Source organism: Xanthomonas cassavae CFBP 4642, from assembly GCF_000454545.1.
In the GTDB taxonomy this organism is placed as follows: domain Bacteria; phylum Pseudomonadota; class Gammaproteobacteria; order Xanthomonadales; family Xanthomonadaceae; genus Xanthomonas; species Xanthomonas cassavae.
Window position 1 is genome coordinate 3,645,173 of record NZ_CM002139.1, and the last position, 17,507, is coordinate 3,662,679.

General features: G+C 61.2%; 9 protein-coding genes, 2 tRNA genes and 1 pseudogene. 5 read left to right on the forward strand and 7 right to left on the reverse strand.

Annotated features, from left to right (window positions below; genetic code table 11):
- Nucleotides 1-4 precede the first annotated feature (4 nt).
- Nucleotides 5-2,014 (reverse strand): DNA polymerase III subunit gamma/tau, encoded by a 2,010-nt coding sequence (dnaX, locus tag XCSCFBP4642_RS0116105; protein ID WP_029220698.1) that lies wholly within the window; start codon nt 2,012-2,014, stop codon nt 5-7.
- 221 nt (nt 2,015-2,235) lie between these two features.
- On the opposite strand from dnaX, the gene XCSCFBP4642_RS0116110 reads away from it, so the two are divergent.
- The 3 genes from XCSCFBP4642_RS0116110 to XCSCFBP4642_RS0116120 all read left to right on the forward strand — a co-directional run bounded on the left by XCSCFBP4642_RS0116110 (nt 2,236) and on the right by XCSCFBP4642_RS0116120 (nt 5,216).
- Nucleotides 2,236-2,328, forward strand: a tRNA-Ser gene (locus tag XCSCFBP4642_RS0116110).
- Nucleotides 2,329-2,413: 85 nt separating this feature from the next.
- Nucleotides 2,414-3,931: a site-specific integrase gene (locus XCSCFBP4642_RS28710; protein ID WP_029220699.1), complete on the forward strand. Its 1,518-nt coding sequence runs from the start codon at nt 2,414-2,416 to the stop codon at nt 3,929-3,931.
- 268 nt (nt 3,932-4,199) lie between these two features.
- A complete protein-coding gene (locus XCSCFBP4642_RS0116120) occupies nt 4,200-5,216 on the forward strand; it encodes an IS30 family transposase (RefSeq protein ID WP_029218148.1) in 1,017 nt (338 codons plus the stop codon).
- 238 nt (nt 5,217-5,454) lie between these two features.
- Here XCSCFBP4642_RS0116120 and XCSCFBP4642_RS28715 read toward each other — a convergent pair whose 3' ends face one another.
- Nucleotides 5,455-5,649 carry a hypothetical protein gene (locus XCSCFBP4642_RS28715; protein WP_235048232.1) on the reverse strand — a complete coding sequence of 65 codons (195 nt, stop codon included), beginning with the start codon at nt 5,647-5,649 and terminating at the stop codon, nt 5,455-5,457.
- A 339-nt stretch (nt 5,650-5,988) separates the two neighbouring features.
- Here XCSCFBP4642_RS28715 and XCSCFBP4642_RS0116125 point away from each other — a divergent pair, with 339 nt between their 5' ends.
- Nucleotides 5,989-6,951, forward strand: coding sequence for an IS1595 family transposase (locus XCSCFBP4642_RS0116125; RefSeq protein WP_006448937.1), 963 nt, complete (start codon nt 5,989-5,991; stop codon nt 6,949-6,951).
- 285 nt (nt 6,952-7,236) lie between these two features.
- On the opposite strand, the pseudogene XCSCFBP4642_RS25055 reads toward XCSCFBP4642_RS0116125, so the two are convergent.
- A pseudogene (locus tag XCSCFBP4642_RS25055) lies at nt 7,237-9,630 on the reverse strand (RHS repeat protein); the annotation flags it as partial.
- A 1,080-nt stretch (nt 9,631-10,710) separates the two neighbouring features.
- On the opposite strand from XCSCFBP4642_RS25055, the gene XCSCFBP4642_RS25060 reads away from it, so the two are divergent.
- Complete coding sequence (locus XCSCFBP4642_RS25060; protein WP_235048233.1) at nt 10,711-11,241, forward strand: hypothetical protein; 531 nt, start codon at nt 10,711-10,713, stop codon at nt 11,239-11,241.
- Between the two features lie 9 nt (nt 11,242-11,250).
- Here XCSCFBP4642_RS25060 and XCSCFBP4642_RS0116135 read toward each other — a convergent pair whose 3' ends face one another.
- From XCSCFBP4642_RS0116135 to XCSCFBP4642_RS0116150, 4 genes are all read right to left on the reverse strand, one after another.
- Nucleotides 11,251-12,213, reverse strand: coding sequence for an IS1595 family transposase (locus XCSCFBP4642_RS0116135; protein WP_006448937.1), 963 nt, complete (start codon nt 12,211-12,213; stop codon nt 11,251-11,253).
- A gap of 1,400 nt (nt 12,214-13,613) precedes the next feature.
- Complete coding sequence (locus XCSCFBP4642_RS0116140; RefSeq protein ID WP_029220700.1) at nt 13,614-15,176, reverse strand: site-specific integrase; 1,563 nt, start codon at nt 15,174-15,176, stop codon at nt 13,614-13,616.
- Between the two features lie 67 nt (nt 15,177-15,243).
- Nucleotides 15,244-15,317, reverse strand: a tRNA-Gly gene (locus XCSCFBP4642_RS0116145).
- Between the two features lie 237 nt (nt 15,318-15,554).
- A complete protein-coding gene (locus XCSCFBP4642_RS0116150) occupies nt 15,555-17,339 on the reverse strand; it encodes an autotransporter domain-containing esterase (protein ID WP_029220701.1) in 1,785 nt (594 codons plus the stop codon).
- Between the last annotated feature and the right edge of the window lie 168 nt (nt 17,340-17,507).

Consider the following 17,507-nt stretch of genomic DNA (forward strand, 5'->3'; position numbering starts at 1 on the left):
GTCGTTACTCGTCGTAAGGGCGGATGGAATCGGGAACCACCCGCGCGCCCTGCTGCTGGATCAGCTGCTGCACATTCGGGTCGTTCATGAAAGCGTCTTCGGCAGCGCTCTGGCGCTCGCCTTTCTGCCGGTTGGCGCGCTCGTGCAAGGTCTCGACATCGGCACTGCCGGTCTCGATGACGATGCGCGGCGTGTTGCCCAGCACCGGTGCCAGCGCCTGCGCCAGGTTGGCGACGGAGCGCTCGGAAGTCAGGTATTCAAAGCCCGGTGCCAGCGCCAGCCGCAGCACACCATCGCGGTGACCGATAAAGGCCGCGTTGGCCGCGAGCTGCCGCGACGGGCCGTTCAGACCACTGCGGGTGACCAGGCCCAGCCACTGCTCGGCATCGGCAATACGGCCGTCATCGAGCAACGGCGGCGGGGAGCCGGCCGGTGCGGCGAAGGCCGGCGTGGAGACCGGCGACGCTGCCGCCAGCGGCACGGCCACCGCGTCGGGCGCAGGGGCAGGATCTGCGGCCTCGACCGGAGGCGCCATGGCCGCTTCCGGCGCGAGAACCATCGATGCTGACGGGATCGCCGGCGCAGTGGCCGATGTGGATTCGGACGCAGAGACGACGGTCGACGGCACTGCAGGCGTCCTTACCGGTGCATCGTCCACCGCCCAGGGCGGGGTGTCGTCGGTGCGCGCCGGCGCTGCGCCGACAGGCGCTGCCGAGGGCGCCAGCGAGACCACCGGCGATGCCGCAACCGCAACTGGCGGTGCAACAGCAGGCGCAGTTGGCGCAAATGCCGCTTCCATGGCCTGCGCCGGCTTCGTTGCAGGCATGGATGCGGCAACAGCCGGCGTGGCCGCCTGCATGCCGGCACCCGTCGCGCGCGCGCCGCCGCCAACCGCGGCTCCACGGCCATCGTCGCTGCTTCCGGCCGGCACCGCTGCCGCCGGCCGGAAGGCCAGCATGCGCAGCACCGCCATTTCGAAACCGGCGCGCGGGCTGGGCGCCAGATACAGATCGCGGCGTCCGTCGAGCGCCATCTGGTACCACAGCTGCACCACTTCCGGGCGCAGCTGGGCGGCAAACGGCGTTGGGTCGATACCGTCGCCGACAAATGCCACCGACGGCACCAGCTGTTGCACCTGCACGCGGTGCAAGGCCTCGGCCAGCGCTTCCAGCACGCCACTCCAGTCCGGCGAGAATTCGGCCAGCGCGGCCACGACCTTGAGCAACTGCGCGCCATTGCCATCGGCCAGCGATTGCAGCATGGCGCCGACCTGGGTGCGGTCCACCGTGCCGAGCATCGTGCGCACCACATCCTCGCGCAGCGCACCGCCGGCGTAGGCAATCGCCTGGTCCAGCAGCGACAGGCCATCGCGCAGCGAGCCGTCGGCCGCCTTGGACAGTTGCACGATCGCCGACGGGTCCGATTCGATCTGTTCGGCGGCCAGGATGCGGGTCATCTGGCCCTGGATCTGGTCCTCGTCCAGGCGCTTGAGGTTGAACTGCAGGCAGCGCGACAGCACCGTCACCGGCAGCTTCTGCGGGTCGGTGGTGGCCAGCAGGAACTTCACGTGCTCGGGCGGCTCTTCCAGCGTCTTCAGCAACGCATTGAAGGCCGCCTTGGAGAGCATGTGCACTTCGTCGATCAGGTAGACCTTGAACTTGCCGCGCGAGGGCATGTACTGCGCGTTCTCGATCACCTCGCGCACGTCGTCCACACCGGTGTTGGACGCCGCGTCGATCTCCAGCAGGTCGATGTAGCGGCCGGCATCGATGTCCAGGCAGGCCGGGCAGGTGCCGCACGGGTCGGCGCTGGTGCCGGTCTCGCAGTTCAGCGACTTGGCGAAGATGCGCGCAATGGTGGTCTTGCCCACCCCGCGGGTGCCGGTGAACAGAAACGCATGGTGCACGCGCCCACTGTCGAGCGCATTGCTGAGCGCGCGGACCACGTGTTCCTGGCCCACCAGTTCGGCAAAACGCTTCGGGCGCCACTTGCGGGCGAGAACGAGATAGGACATCGGGTAACCAGCTTCTTCTGAACCGATATTGTGCCATGCCGTGTCAAGCCGATCGTTCAGCGGGTGTCGCCTCCGCCCGCCTTCACGCAGCTGACCGCCCCGCCCTGCCGGCCCCTCCCTGGCACGCATGCGGTGTGGCGCGTGCATGCTTGTCCTTGTTAACGGCGCGCGTGGCGGCTAGAATCCCGCTCCTGCCTTCGACCTGGTCGTCCGGCAGGTACGGAGAGGTGTCCGAGTGGTTGAAGGAGCACGCCTGGAAAGTGTGTAAGCGTCTAAACCGCGCTTCGGGGGTTCGAATCCCCCTCTCTCCGCCAGATTACGCAAACCCCTGAGAAATCAGGGGTTTTTTGTTAGCGTAAAAACTGGCTGCAGCTGCGCAAGTCGGAACACACGACGCCCATGCGCATCCCTCATCATCTCGTTCGGGCCCCCTCCGGCCTCTGGTCCTACCGCCAGCGTGTTCCGGTCGATTTGCAGCCCATCGTCGGTCGCCAGACCTTCAAACGCACCCTGCACACCTACGACATGCGCGAGGCCCTGCTGCGCGCGCTGACCCTGGCTGCCCGCTATGCTCAGGTCTTCACTGTGTTGAGGGACCGACGCATGCAAAACCGAGACGACGACTTGGACGCGCTCCTGGCGCGCTTGACCGGCACTCGTCCGCAGGAGCTGACGCTGAATCGGACGCGCTCGCCGGATGGGTCGATTACCGAGCAATGGCAGATCGACACCCCCGAGGACGTCACGCTCTACCAGCAACTCATGGCGCTCACGGCCCCGCAGCCCAGCGCGTTGGGAGAGCTGATTCACCAGCATGTGCCGCCTCTCCCCACGCCGAGGCGGGTAACCAAACCCTCCCTCGAATCAATCACGCTCGGGAAGGCCAGAGACGCCTGGCTGAATAGCCTCAAGGGCAGCACCTTGCCCAAGACCTGGACCATCAAGCGGACCGCTGTCGAACTGCTGACCAGCTTTCTCGGCGATAAGACCAAGCTGCACACGGTCACCCGTTCGGACCTGGCCCGGTGGTATCAAGACGTGCGCGACAAAGGCGCCTCCACCCCGACCCTGACCAACAAGCAGTCCTACATCGGCGGCAAGGGCGGCTTCTTCGAGTGGGCCCAAGCCTCCGGCCACTACCCTCGGGGCGACAACCCTGCGTCCGGGCACGTGAGCTACTCCACCAGGGAGAAGCGAGCCAGGCGGAAGTTTGGCTTCAAGGCTTACGACGCCCACCAGGTCCAGGCCTTGTTTGCGCCTGCGGCCTTTGAGTCCCTGCCCCTTGCCGCGCGATGGGCCTCCCTCATTGGTCTGTATACCGGCGCCCGTGCTTCGGAGGTCGGCCAACTGCTGACCGCCGACGTGATCGAGGACGGCGGCATCCCCTGTATCCAGGTTTCGGATGAGGGCGAGCACCAGAAAGTGAAGACGGACGTGAGCTTGAGGACCGTGCCGATTCATCCCGACCTGCTTGCCTTGGGCTTTCTGGGCTGGGTCGAGCAGGCGCGCGCCAAAGGCCAGGAACGCTTGTTCCCAGCAGCCAAGGCCGATGCCAAGAACGGCCAAGGCAACTGGATCTCCAAAGCCTTCAGCCGGCACCTGGCCGAGGTGGGCAAGAACTGGCCCACGGCCAAGCGCGGCTTTCACTCGTTGCGCAAAACCCTGATTCAAGAGTTGCAGGGCGCGGGTGTGGTATCGGAGCTCCGGGCTCAGTTGGTCGGCCACGAGTTGGACGACGAGCACCACGTGACCTACAGTCGAGCCTTCACCGCCAAGGAGAAGCTTGACGGGTTACGAGGCGTGTCGCCGGGTCTGTCCGTGCTTGCCTACGGCCTAAGCCTCGATTCCCTGTCGGCCTTGATGAATCAGACAACGTCGGTCGTTTCCTTGAAAAGCAACGCTCTGAGAGCTAGATGACCTCAGCGAAAGCGTCGACTGACAACGAGCGAAAATATCCTCTACATTCCTTGAGTAACGTCAGGCATCCACAGGCCACAGCCAAGGCGCATCTGTTGCATCAACAGACTGCGCCCTAATGGCTGCAAGCAATCGAACGAAGGGCATCATCTGCGACCAAATTAAGCTCCTGCCGCTCGATTTGAACAAAGCCTCCTGTAAATATCAGGGCTCACACCTTAGACTCAACTTCCAAGTGCAACACCCCGCTTTGACGTAGGGTAGCGGCATGGGCACACAGTACAGGCACCTGGGTTCCGAAGAACGCGCTTTGCTTCAAATTGAACTCGGTAATGGAATGAGCATCAACTCCATTGCAAGGCGACTCAATCGCAGTGCGTCCACCCTGTCGCGCGAGATAAGGCGACAGGGCGAACCTGTCTATGCGGCAACCAGCGCAGCCAGCAACTATCGGCTGCGCCGCAGAGCGTGCGTTCGAAGGCGCCGGCTTGTTGAAGGCAGTGCGCTCTTTCAGCAGGTGCGTGACGACTTGGTTCTGTATCGTTGGTCGCCCCAGCAAATTGCTGCCAAGCTCAAGGCCATGCATCCGGATGATCCAAGTCAACGCGTGAGTCACGAAACAATCTACGCCGCTATCTACGCGCATCCGCGTGGTGGTTTGAAGAAAGAGCTTGTGGAGGCGCTTCGTCAGCACAAGCCGACGCGAGGCTTGCGCCGTACAACCGCTGCCAAGCGCACGTGGGTGCCGGAGGAGCTGCGTATCGTCCATCGGCCTGAAGAGGTGGCGCAGCGCTTGATTCCTGGGCACTGGGAAGGCGACCTGATCAAAGGGGCTTTCAACCGCTCGTGCGTAGGCACGCTGGTGGAGCGAAAGACGCGCTTTGTGGTGCTGTGCAAGATGGATGGCTGTACTGCACAGGATGCGCTGGAGGGCTTCACGCGACAGATGAAGAAGCTGCCGCGTTTCCTACTGGGAAGCCTCACCTATGACCGCGGAACCGAGATGACGTGTTATCCAGAGCTGATGAAGCGGCTCAACATCGATCTTTGGTTCGCCGATCCACATGCGCCCTGGCAGCGCGGCAGCAATGAGAACACCAACGGCCTGCTGCGCCAGTTCATGCCAAAAGGCGCGGACTTGTCCAAGGCGAGCCAGGAGTATCTCAACAACGTCGCCGACCTGATGAACGCCCGGCCACGGCAGACGCTTGGCTGGAAGACGCCGAACCAGGCGCTGGAAGAAGAGATCGCTCAATTCAACTCACGTGTTGCACTTGCAAGTTGAGACCGCCCTGCATTGATTGGCTCTTTCCCACTGAAGATTTTCCGGTGCCACACGATATGCATACGAAGCTTCTTGACCCAAAGCAAAATTGCCGTAAGAAGCTGTCACGCCAAAACGAGCGTTAAAATAAATTTATTATCCAGGCTCTTGAGATTTTCGCAACTCTTATCGCTATTTGCCGAGAGCACTAGGAAAGAAGGCCACATGCAACCGGAGCCTGAAAGATTTTATATCTCAGTTATTTACGCGAAAGGTGGAAAGCTCCACCCCTTACGTAACCGCGCCCACCTTGATACTCAACCTCAACCACATAATCCGCCTTATTCAAATAAACCACTTTCTTAACTGGCAGGGGGCTCGAAGCCACCCCCAGCACTTCCGGACCATCTGATTTTTTATAAATCGTCACTTCGCCAACGGGAATGATCTCCATATCTGGAGCACAACCCGTAATGGTCGACGCCAGCAGAAGAGAAATAAACAATGTCCGGACCCGCGCAATCATGGCCTAGCCCGGAAGAGTGAATGTGACTTTGTTACAGCCGGATTGATATACAGCATCATGTTCAGAGTCTCCGGAAAAATGGCATTCAATGGAGATAATGGCATCCCCATCTCCCGTAAGCAATTCTGAAGCGGGGAACCACAGTTGTTCGTCAAGCCATATTTTCCTTGATCTTTCCTGATTAGCCCTGACCATCAGCCGCCTGTCGCAGGATCTGCGCCGCGCTGGGTGGATGCTGCTGTCACCTGAAGCCAACGAGGTGGCGTGATGAGTATCAATGCCGTGCAGTTCCAAGCGGGATTGTCGATGCCTGAGTTCTTCGCGTCCTACGGCACCGAAGCCAAGTGCTATCGCGCGCTTTACAAGTGGCGCTGGCCGCAAGGCTTTCGTTGCCCTGTTTGTGCCGGACGCGTGCGCTCGCGTTTCAAGCGGGGTGCTGCGATCTACTACCAATGCAGCGCGTGCCGGCATCAGACCAGCCTGATTGCAGGCACGATGTTCGAAGGCACCAAGCTGCCGCTGCGCACCTGGATGCTGGCGTTGCACCTGCTGACCTCGACCAAAACCAACATGGCCGCGCTGGAGTTGATGCGGCATCTGGGCGTCAACTACAAGACGGCCTGGCGGATGAAACACAAGATCATGCAGGTTATGGCCGAGCGCGAATCCATGCGGAAACTGGCGGGTTTCGTGCAGATCGACGATGCCTATCTCGGCGGCGAGCGTAACGGTGGCAAGGCCGGACGCGGATCGGAGAACAAACAAGCGTTCCTGATTGCGGTGCAGACCGATGCCACCTTCACCGCGCCGCGCTTTGTGGTGATCGAGCCGGTGCGCAGCTTCGACAACACCTCGCTGCAGGACTGGATTGCCCGTCGCTTGGCGCCCGAATGCGAGGTCTACACCGATGGGCTGGCCTGCTTCCGCCGGCTAGAAGACGCCGGCCACGCGCACACCACGCTGGACACTGGCGGTGGTCGTGCCGCGACCGAAACGGCCGGTGCACGTTGGCTCAACGTGGTGCTGGGCAATCTCAAACGCGCCATCAGTGGCGTGTATCACGCCATCGCGCAAGGCAAATACGCAAGGCGTTACCTGGGAGAAGCGGCCTATCGTTTTAATCGTCGATTCCGCTTGCGCGAGATGCTGCCACGACTTGCCACGGCCATGATGCAATCCACACCATGCCCAGAGCCGGTTTTACGTGCAGCGAGCAATTTTCATGGCTGAGAGTCGGGGCTAATCAGGAGGTGGCAAGTGTCTACGCACGCTCGGCTTGGCACGTGCGAAGGTGGTCATCGGATTGAAGGTTGCCGGCCATAACCTGCTGCGTCTGGCACGATTGCAGCAGGCCGGGATGCGGCCGGTATGAATGCCGCAGGCCAGAAGAACGCCTCGCGCGCAGCGTCGGCGAGCTGAGAGCTTGGCCGACCATGTCAGAGTGCTGATGTTTCCAAGCATCGTCACCTCCATGCATGCGCCACATCGACTCCGGCATGGTTATTCGAGGTGCCCGTAAGTGATCGTCTGGGCGTTCCCGGTAGTCACGGTCTGGCGCCAGTGGCCAGCGCCGATGCCATATTCGTCGCTACCCACCCGCTCGAACGTCTGTGCGGTCGAGTTCCACGCTGTGCTGTCGCCCGATGGGTAGTTCGTGGCATTCAGCCGCCCCATCGCGTCGTAACCATACGTGGTCGCAAATCCATTCTCGTCGGTGGTCTGACGAATCCACCCGTTGTCGTCTACCGACGCGGACTTGGCAGTGCCATCGGGATTTGCAACCGTCTGGGGAATGCCACGCTTCCAACCGGACAGGGTCGTTGCATTTCCTAGGCCATCCTTGACCTGGGCCAGGGTCCCATCGGGATTGTAGGTATAAGTCGCAACCACCTTTCCGTTGCGCCGCTCCGTCTGGGGCAACGCATTGGCGCCATAGTCAATCTGAGAGGTCGCGATGCCTGTGTTGACGTTGCGAGCCATGGCAGTTTGTCCCAACACCCAAGCGCCGCGTTCGTCGTAATACGTGGTTTCGTCGGTGCGGCTGTGCCAAGGACTGAACCGCTCAGTGCGCGTTGGCCTCGCGAACTCATCGAAGCACGGCTGCCCATTGCAGTCCGCGATGCGCCAAACGAATTGGTCGCCGTTGTCGATCGTGATCACCTGGCGCATAGGTCGCTGCCTGGCAGCCACGGTGTTGTCGCCGTAGTTACCGGCTGGATACATGGTCCTGGCTGCATACGGAGCCGCGTCAAACGCGGCGTAGTCGCTCACCTTGCTGCGCGTGGCCGTCGACCCGTTCCATCCGAAGTCCTGCTGCAAAAGCAGACCCTCGTTGGACCAGTAGCGATTGCCAAACCGGTAGCGCGTGGCCTGCCCCGCGGGATCTTTGACCGTGATGTCCCGCGTGATGGGGGAACCGGCATTGCACTCGACGTATTTGGCAGGGTCGCTGGGATTCGGGTAGGGGCTTGGCTGCCAGCAGTTGTTGGGTGTGCCGTAGTCATACGTCCAGGTGAGCCCCTGAGCCGGCAGTCCCGGGCCGGAGATGCGACGACTGGTGACGGCCATGACGTAGAACTGGTAGGGGATGTCCGAGTAGGCCTCCTGGATCCGGCAAGCCCTGGGCACCCAGGACCGCCCCATCAGCATGGAGTTGAGCGTGTAATCGCTGCGAGCGCCCGTGGGCGCCGTGATGCTTCCGGCCACATTGGTGCGTGACCATGGGCGGATGTTGTCGCAGCCTGGTGGCTGGCCGTAAGTCACACGTGCACGGGATAAAGCGAGCAAATCGAACGTCCAGCCACTCCCGTCAGGCAACGTCACCGTATCCACAGTGTCGCTGTAGCCGTAGGACCATGTCCGCCCTCCGGTAGTCACCGACGTGATGGTGTTGCCGTCTCCCCCGGCATACGACAGGTCGATTCGACGGCCGTCACTGGCAACGATGCTTAGCAGTTGCCAAGGGGCGCCAGGATTCCAGTTGTAAGTCACGGTGTTGCCGAAGCGATCGGTCACTCGCGTGGGATAGATCAAGACCTCTTTGCGAACCAAAATGTAGTTGTTGGCCACCATGGGAACAATGTTCCCGATACCTGCTGTTGTCATGCCCGTTCCGCCGGCGGATGCTGTGCCAACTGACTTGGCTTGAGGCGCAGGCGACGACTTGCTCAAGGCTGGATACGTGCGCGAAACCATGTGGTTGAACGCATACACGCTGCCCTGTGTATCGACCAGTTCAAAACCTTCGCCACGAGCACCCGACTCACTGGCGCCATCGAGCGATGCCAGGCAGCGGACAGCAGAACCATCCTTCAAGACGATGGGATAGGTTCTGCCATCGTTCGGCCGCAGCGCCTGAGCGGAGGTCTGCAAAAGCTCTTGGTCTCCGCTCTCTGGCCGATAAAGAAAGCTTCCCCTCCAAAACTCTGAAGGATCAAAGTAGCCTCCTTGATTTTCAAAAGCGGGGGGAACCTCATAACGGCTGCAGCGGCTGTAAGCCGTGTCCCTCGTTCCGTTGACCACCCAGCCATCGGGCGCGATGTTCCCACCCGGAAAGCCGAAGACACCATGCATGTAGGGAATATCCAAATCCCAAAGTTTGAAGTGGCCCTTCGTCGGGCTCCCCACCGTGAACCGACGACCTACACGGACTTGGAGCGCATTGTTGCCCTTCAGATCCACATCGGTCTGGACGATCTCCATTGAGCCCGTATAGAGGTTGATGTTGTCCCCGAAGAGCTTGTCGCCGGGGCTCTTCACCACTGCGCCCGATTGGATCAACTTGCCGTAGTCGTCGTAGACATCCTCGGCCGCACCCAGTGCAGGCGACAGTCCGACCAACGCGGCCAGCGCCAATCCAAACACGCGTATCTGACGCGAGGTCCTGCCCGATTCCATAGCATCTTCCAAGTTGACGACTGACCAAGGCCAGCACGAAGCTCATCGGTATCCATAGGCAGGCCAATGCTCCGCACAGCAAGCAGCAGCGCTCGCTCACGCAGGCAATGGCCAGCCCTAGGTAGAAGGTTTCGAGAGCGCGCGAAGCGCGACCAGCGGTCATTCCCCAATGCTCTCGCGCAGACGAAGGTTGCTCAGAGCCATGGGCTTGTCAACACGCTGTCACGCCTGTAAGCGGGCTGGCAGACGACCACGGCAATGCCAAGATACTGACGGCGCAAGAGTTCGGTTTCGCACAATGGCGATGCGACGTGCCTGGCCTACACTGAAATCAGACAATCCTGACAAGGTTATGGGTGATTTTCTGACATAAGAAGTTGCGAGTCGAGCGCGGGACCACCTCCGGTGGAAGCCGACTGCGCAGTGAGCGCTCCCCACCCTTCTCGCTTGGTCGTTCCAGGAGGCTCCGCAAGCGGATATCCCCGCGCGATCGGCTCTTCTACTTCTCCCTCAGCCCGCTCTCTCTGGGCCCACTGGGCTTCATCGTTAGGCCGCAGATGGCTCGGCGGGGCCTGAGGAGGGCGGAGCGGCTGCATCCGCAGGAGGCTTACGCAGCTCGGTGGCGCGACCAGCGGTTTACGGCTGCCCAGTGGCGGCTCATGACTGCGTGACCATCAGGGTGGCTTCTGAGTCATCCCGTGATCAGCGGGCTCCCCATGGTTCTGTTTGTGCTGTATGCGCAACTTACAGAGTGAATGAGCTGGCTCGAAAGCCTAGGACGTCTGGACTTGATTAGGCCGCTTAACATCGCGCTGGAAGAACGCCGCGATCGAGATACCGGCGCGCCAACGATTGAATCGACGTCGCCTAGGCTACCTCGGTGTAGGTATGGCCACTGATATCAGGTTGTGAGATCCAGACGAGTTAAAGTCCCTTCGCAAAAGAACAGGGACTCTTATGGATTCTTCGGCGACCTCAATAAAGCCAGGTCTACTCGCAAGGTTCAAAACTTGGTGGGCAGGCATACGACCGACAGCTCAGGTATACCTGATCGCGCTAGCCTGCTTTGTTATTAGTGTGACGGTATTCTCAGTGCACCTGAACCATGACGCCGCGCGGATAGGTTGCTACCTATCATTTTTCCTCTTCGCTGCGGGATTTTTGAGGGAAGCCTACGTCTGGATTCTTCCCAAGTTGCAGCTGCCACTTGTGAAGTTGCTAGTCGCAGCGGGAAGCGTGACCGCAGCAGCGGCTGCGACCGGCGTCAGCCGAATGGCGGTGAATGAAGCAACTGGGCAAGACCCGGCAGCTTTCGCTACAACAGTGGCTTTGCTGGTTCCCATTTCATTCGTGCCCGTCCTGGCCGCCCTGATTGCGATAGCTGGCGTTTTGGTCATTCCGGGGACAATTCTTGGCAGCCTTGGTAAAGCCATGATCACTTGGTCCAAACCAGCAGATCTGGATGTAATTTTAAGTTTAGCTCGCATTATTGGCTGTTTGGCAGTTATCACTAGTGCCGCATCTGTGCTCAGCGCAAAATCCGTTCTTTTCCCGACGATGGAGTGGCTGGCAGGCCACAGCGCCCTAATGTTCGATCTCCAACCCAACAAATTTCCTGATTAGCCCCGACTCTCAGCCATGAAAATTGCTCGCTGCACGTAAAACCGGCTCTGGGCATGGTGTGGATTGCATCATGGCCGTGGCAAGTCGTGGCAGCATCTCGCGCAAGCGGAATCGACGATTAAAACGATAGGCCGCTTCTCCCAGGTAACGCCTTGCGTATTTGCCTTGCGCGATGGCGTGATACACGCCACTGATGGCGCGTTTGAGATTGCCCAGCACCACGTTGAGCCAACGTGCACCGGCCGTTTCGGTCGCGGCACGACCACCGCCAGTGTCCAGCGTGGTGTGCGCGTGGCCGGCGTCTTCTAGCCGGCGGAAGCAGGCCAGCCCATCGGTGTAGACCTCGCATTCGGGCGCCAAGCGACGGGCAATCCAGTCCTGCAGCGAGGTGTTGTCGAAGCTGCGCACCGGCTCGATCACCACAAAGCGCGGCGCGGTGAAGGTGGCATCGGTCTGCACCGCAATCAGGAACGCTTGTTTGTTCTCCGATCCGCGTCCGGCCTTGCCACCGTTACGCTCGCCGCCGAGATAGGCATCGTCGATCTGCACGAAACCCGCCAGTTTCCGCATGGATTCGCGCTCGGCCATAACCTGCATGATCTTGTGTTTCATCCGCCAGGCCGTCTTGTAGTTGACGCCCAGATGCCGCATCAACTCCAGCGCGGCCATGTTGGTTTTGGTCGAGGTCAGCAGGTGCAACGCCAGCATCCAGGTGCGCAGCGGCAGCTTGGTGCCTTCGAACATCGTGCCTGCAATCAGGCTGGTCTGATGCCGGCACGCGCTGCATTGGTAGTAGATCGCAGCACCCCGCTTGAAACGCGAGCGCACGCGTCCGGCACAAACAGGGCAACGAAAGCCTTGCGGCCAGCGCCACTTGTAAAGCGCGCGATAGCACTTGGCTTCGGTGCCGTAGGACGCGAAGAACTCAGGCATCGACAATCCCGCTTGGAACTGCACGGCATTGATACTCATCACGCCACCTCGTTGGCTTCAGGTGACAGCAGCATCCACCCAGCGCGGCGCAGATCCTGCGACAGGCGGCTGATGGTCAGGGCTAATCAGGACAAATTTTGTAGTGAATTTAAGGAGGACCGAGTTCTGAGACTTAACGATAGCCTGGTCATCGTCGGCCGCGTTACTGATGATGGAGTTCAGTTTGTTCGCCGCGCTTGCCCGCTAAGCGCAGAGGATACGGTTTTGCGCCCTCCTGAGTTCGCTAAGCCCAAGACTGCATTAACGCTGGGCCACCCAAAGCCACCAAGCAGCGGCGGACAGCGATAGGTGCGAAGCACCGCAGCAAGAAAAGGCGAGACGGCGCCAATACCGGGCTTCTTTGTTAGTTAAAACATCTGCTCCATCCTTGACATCCTTTCCTAGTCTGTTAAGGGCACCTCGAATAACCATGCCGGAGCCGATGTAGCGCGTGCATGGAGGTGACGATGCTTTCGAAACATCAGCACTCTGACATGGTTGGCCAAGCTCTCAGCTCGCCGANACGTTCTTCACCGGCGAACAAACTGATCATCTGTAGCACCCTCCGCTAGCATCGCATTACGTCAATGATGACAGGATACTGGGGTTTTTAGAGGCTCCCTTAAGAAGCGAAACCTATCGCAGCGAATCAAACGACATGAGAATCGAAGAATTTTGGAATCAGGCCTTTTTGACGTCCCTCGCGCGCGTTGACCCAGAGCAGGCAAAGCTGGACGCAGATCGGGCCGTCCAGATTGCGATTTCGCATTGGCAGGAACACATTTACTCATGGGGCCCATCCATCACCCCCAGGTGGCAGCATCAGAATATCTGCGCTGTTCCTAAAACATATGGAGCGGCGCCGGATTCTAGCTCCGGCGATAACGGCTCTCATGGGGTTTAGCAAGGCTTGCTGAAGTCGAAGCCGCCAATGCCTCGTTCAGTGACTTCAGTGATGGATAACCGGCTAAGATGGTAAGCCCGGTCATATCCTCGCCGTCCCCGTGTTCAGAGGCAGCGACCCATCTGTTCTCAAATTGATCCTTTGTCGGCTCACCATCCTCCCCGACTATATCGATCGATCCGTGTAAGTCGCCGATGGGTGGATCCCCAGCGACGCCTGGAGCAAACGCCTTGCTCAGGAATTCTTTTGGCAACGGCTGCTGGGCAGGCACCAGATCTGCCCTTTCGTTTACGAATCCCCAAGCTTCGTCGAGGGAGTCCGTTTGCGCTAGCACCTGAGGCGGCCCATTGGTATCAATGACTATGAACCGTCCGTAAGGCTGAATAAAGTGAGGAACAGGCTCACCGTAACTATCGCAGACAGTGTAGCGAACGACTATTACCCCCCTTTTAGCCGAAACTACTTCCTCTCTCGTCAATGTATCCATAATTGAATTTTACCTTTTTTTATCGCACAGCTTTTTGAAAAGGCCTGAACTGTAACCAGGAAGCAAGATAGGCGGACTGAACTTCGCAAGGGTTGCCACCCGGTCCGGCAGGCTCCGTCGATCGATGTAGAACTTCTCCAGCACGGTCTGACCAGTTCCGTGCCCGGTTAGTGCCCCGATTGCCGAAGCAGACACCCCCGCCTCGTCGAGCTTTGAAGCGATGGTGTGGCGGAACCCGTGGAATCCCTGCCCCTTCTCCGAGACGCCTTGCCGCTTGATGTAGACCGAGAACTGACGGCTCAGCTGCCGCCCATAGCCCAGCCCGGTCGAGTTGGGCAGGTCCGGGAATAGCCGCTCCACTCCAGCCTGTCGGGCCTCTTCCACGTAGGTCAGGAAGCCGCAATCGATCACCGGCTGGGCCAGCGGGATGAACCGCCGGCTGTGCTTGTTCTTGATGCTCTGCTGCTTCCCGATCTTGCGGACGAAGAAGCCGGGCACGCCGTCGATGGTGTCGATGTCCTCCAGCCTGAGCTGCGCGATCTCATTGACGCGAGCGCCTGAGTAGAGGCCCAGGATCGGCCCGAACCATCGATGCGGATACTTCGACGCCCACTTCGGGAACTCCACCGGGTCAAAGATCGCCTTCAACTCGGCGTCCGTGAAAGGCGAGCCCGTGTCTTCCGAATCAGGGGTGGCGATCGCACGAATGCCCGCCAGCGGATTCACCGCCAGGTGCTTGCCCTCGACCAGCGACACCAGAAAGACGCTCAAACGTTGCCGGTGCTTGGCCATGGTCCACGCCGCCGGCTCCGGCTCCTGGTTCTTTTTCGCCAACTTGATGACCTCAGGCACCGACAGGTCCCGATAGGCTGGCCGCTTGGTGGCATTCGACGGCCAGTAACGCACGCCCTCAAAGAAGGCCCGCACGTGATCCTGGGTCAGCGACGCGACGGGCACGTCCTTGCCGATGATCCCGGCAAACAGGCGCAGGGTGTGACGGCTCTCCAAGACCGTCTTCTGATGCAAGCGCGCCCCGGCCAAGTCCCTCAAATGATCGGCCATCGCCTTGGACAGCATCAGCGCGTTGGGCGCTTGATTGGCAAGGTCCTGGCTAGCGCTACGCAACTGTTCCCGACGCTTGACCACCCTCGCCGACGTAACCTCGGCCGGTTCCACTCGGCGAGACCGCTCCATCAGGTCTCCGAACATCGCGGCATCGGCGGGGTTGTCCAGCTGCGCCTGCGCGATGCGCGTGCCGTCCGGCAGCGTCACATCTTTCAGCGTCAGCTCTTTGATGTCCCCACTGCGAACCTTTTCCAGCAGTTCTTCCAGATCCACGGTCATCCCTTTCCGCATGGCATCGAATGCAATCGATAGTGCCATTCCCATCGTGGCCGCCGCCAGCCTGGCGTGGTCCCCACGACGGTTTCCCAGCGATCGGACAAGGTAACGCGAGCCAATCATGGCTCGAAGATCGGTAGGGACAAAGAAGCGCGCATACAGGCCGGCCGAGCGCGACATCATCAGAGGCTTGGGCAAGATTGATACCTCGATTGATACCTCAAGGGGCATCGCTCGGAATCATCAATCGGCCGATATTTTCAGCCCAGTCAATCACTTAAAGACTTGGCGGAAGCTCTGGAGCGGGCGATGGGAATCGAACCCACGTCAGTAGCTTGGGAAGCTACAGCTCTACCATTGAGCTACGCCCGCACGGCGTGGGGAGAGTTTAGGCGGGTGCGGGCATCGGGCGCAATGTGCGCGTGACATGCGCCGCATGACTGGCTCGTTGCCGTGGCAAAGGGGCCGGCCATGCCGAGACATGGCTTGCCGTCGGCGGCCAGGCGCCGTGCGCCTGGATCCCCCTCCGCATCTGCGCCATCCACACAACGAGGGCCGGTTGCCCGGCCCTCGTGTCTTGCGGATGCTGCGTGATGTGCGGTGCGTGGATCAGAAGCTGCCGCTGACGTTCACGAACAGCGTGGCATCGCGGGCGCTGCGCTGGGCCGTGGTGGTGCTCAGGCCGATGTTGCTCTGCAGGCCCCACAGGCCGGTACGTGCGCCCAGCACCACGGTGGCGTAGTTGCGGTCGAAGTTCTGGCCGGGAACGGTGTACATGCCCACTTCCGGCATCGACTGCAGCCAGGCGCTGGCTTCGCCGCCGTCCTTGAACTCGTGGTCGTAGGTCGCCTGCAGGTACGGCTTGACCATGGCGCCGTCCAGACGCACCTGGAAGCCGACGCGGCCGACCAGCGAGTCGATGTCCTGATTGGCGTAGCCCAGCGCGGTGGAGCTGTCGTTGCTTTCGGTGTAGCCGTCGAGCTTGATCTTCTGCCAGGTCAGGCCGGCCACCGGGCCGTACTTGACGTTGCCTTCGCCCAGCGAATACCCGGCGTTGAGCGCGGCGGTGAGATTGCTGCCGTCCGGCGAGCCGCTGTGCACGCGGGTGGCCGGCCCGAGCTGCACTTCGCGGTCCACGTCGTAGCTCAGCCAGCTGTAGCTGACCTGGGCGTTGACCCACACCGGGCCGGTGTACCAGCCAAAGAAACCGCCCAGCGTGCTGTCGTCCTGCTTGAAGCTGCCGTTGCGGTTACCGAAGTCGGCGTCCATGCGACCGAAACCGGCAAAGCCACCGAATACCATGTCGCCCGAAGTCCAATCCACACCGAACAGGCCGGCCGGCGCCATCCCGTCATACAGATCGGCGTGGTCGTAACGCTGCATGTCGCCACGCACGCTCCCCCACCAGCGCAGGCCATCGGCGTCCGGCTTGCCGTCCAGATGCCAGGCCACCTGGTCGGCGCGCGCGCGGCCGCCGGCCTGCGCGGAATGGGTCAGCACCTGCTGCAGACGCGGCGCTTCCAGCAGCGAGATCGCGTACTGGCCCAGGATCTGGTGCACAGCGGTGGTCGGGTGGATGCCGTCGGCGAACACATAGGTGTTCTGCGCATTGGCGGCGACCAGGCTGGTCGGGTTACAGGCCGGCAGCGGCACGGCCGGGTTGCAGGCGGTGCTGGTGACATTGCTGAAACCGTAGGTGCCGGGGTTGGCGACGATTTCCTGCAGCATGTGGAAGGTATCGACCGGAATCACCCGCAGGCCGGCCGACTGCAGGCCGTTGAACAAGGCGGTGTTGTAGGCGGTGGCAGCGCCGGTGCCCTGGGCCATTCCCACAGCGCCACCAGCGCGGAAGCGCGGGGTGAGGCCCACATCCGGAATGGTCGGCACCATCACGTACCGTGCGCCGGCGTTCTGCAAGGCGGCCACGGCACCGACCTGGGCGGTGACCGCACTGCCGATGATGGCCTGCGCCTGGGCCGGCACAGTAGCCGCGGCGAGCAGGTCGTTGGCACCACCCCACACGGTGTACAGCGCATTGGGGTCTGCGCGGCCGCCGTTGGCGGTGAGGTAGGTGGTGATCTGGCTGGTCACCGACGGTGCCGCGCCCAGCGCGCTGACCGAACTGGCCTGGATGCGCGCGCCGCCGGCGGCGTAGTTGTCGCCGGTCTGGCCGTTGCCGTTCGGGGCAGCGTTGGTGCCGAAATGATCGGCTACATACTCGGCCCACACCCAGCCCGGGTTGGTGGTGAACTTGCCGGTGACAGCGCGCGAAGCGGCCGGCAGCAGCGGGTTGTAATAACCACTGTCGGTGAGGCTGTCACCGAAGAACACGGTCCGGTCGAAGGCCGACTCGGCCATGGCCGGGGTGGCCGCAATAGCGATGGCAATCGCCATCAGGGAGCGGATCGGGCGAAGTGTTGAAGCCATGGGAGTGCCTGCTTGGTGTGGATGGGACCGGACCGGCCTTGCATACGTACGCCGGCGAATGGCAATGGTTTCATCCCCGCCGCCCGTGCTCACGCTGCAGTGCCGCATAACGCAAAAACGCGCGCCCGAACGGCA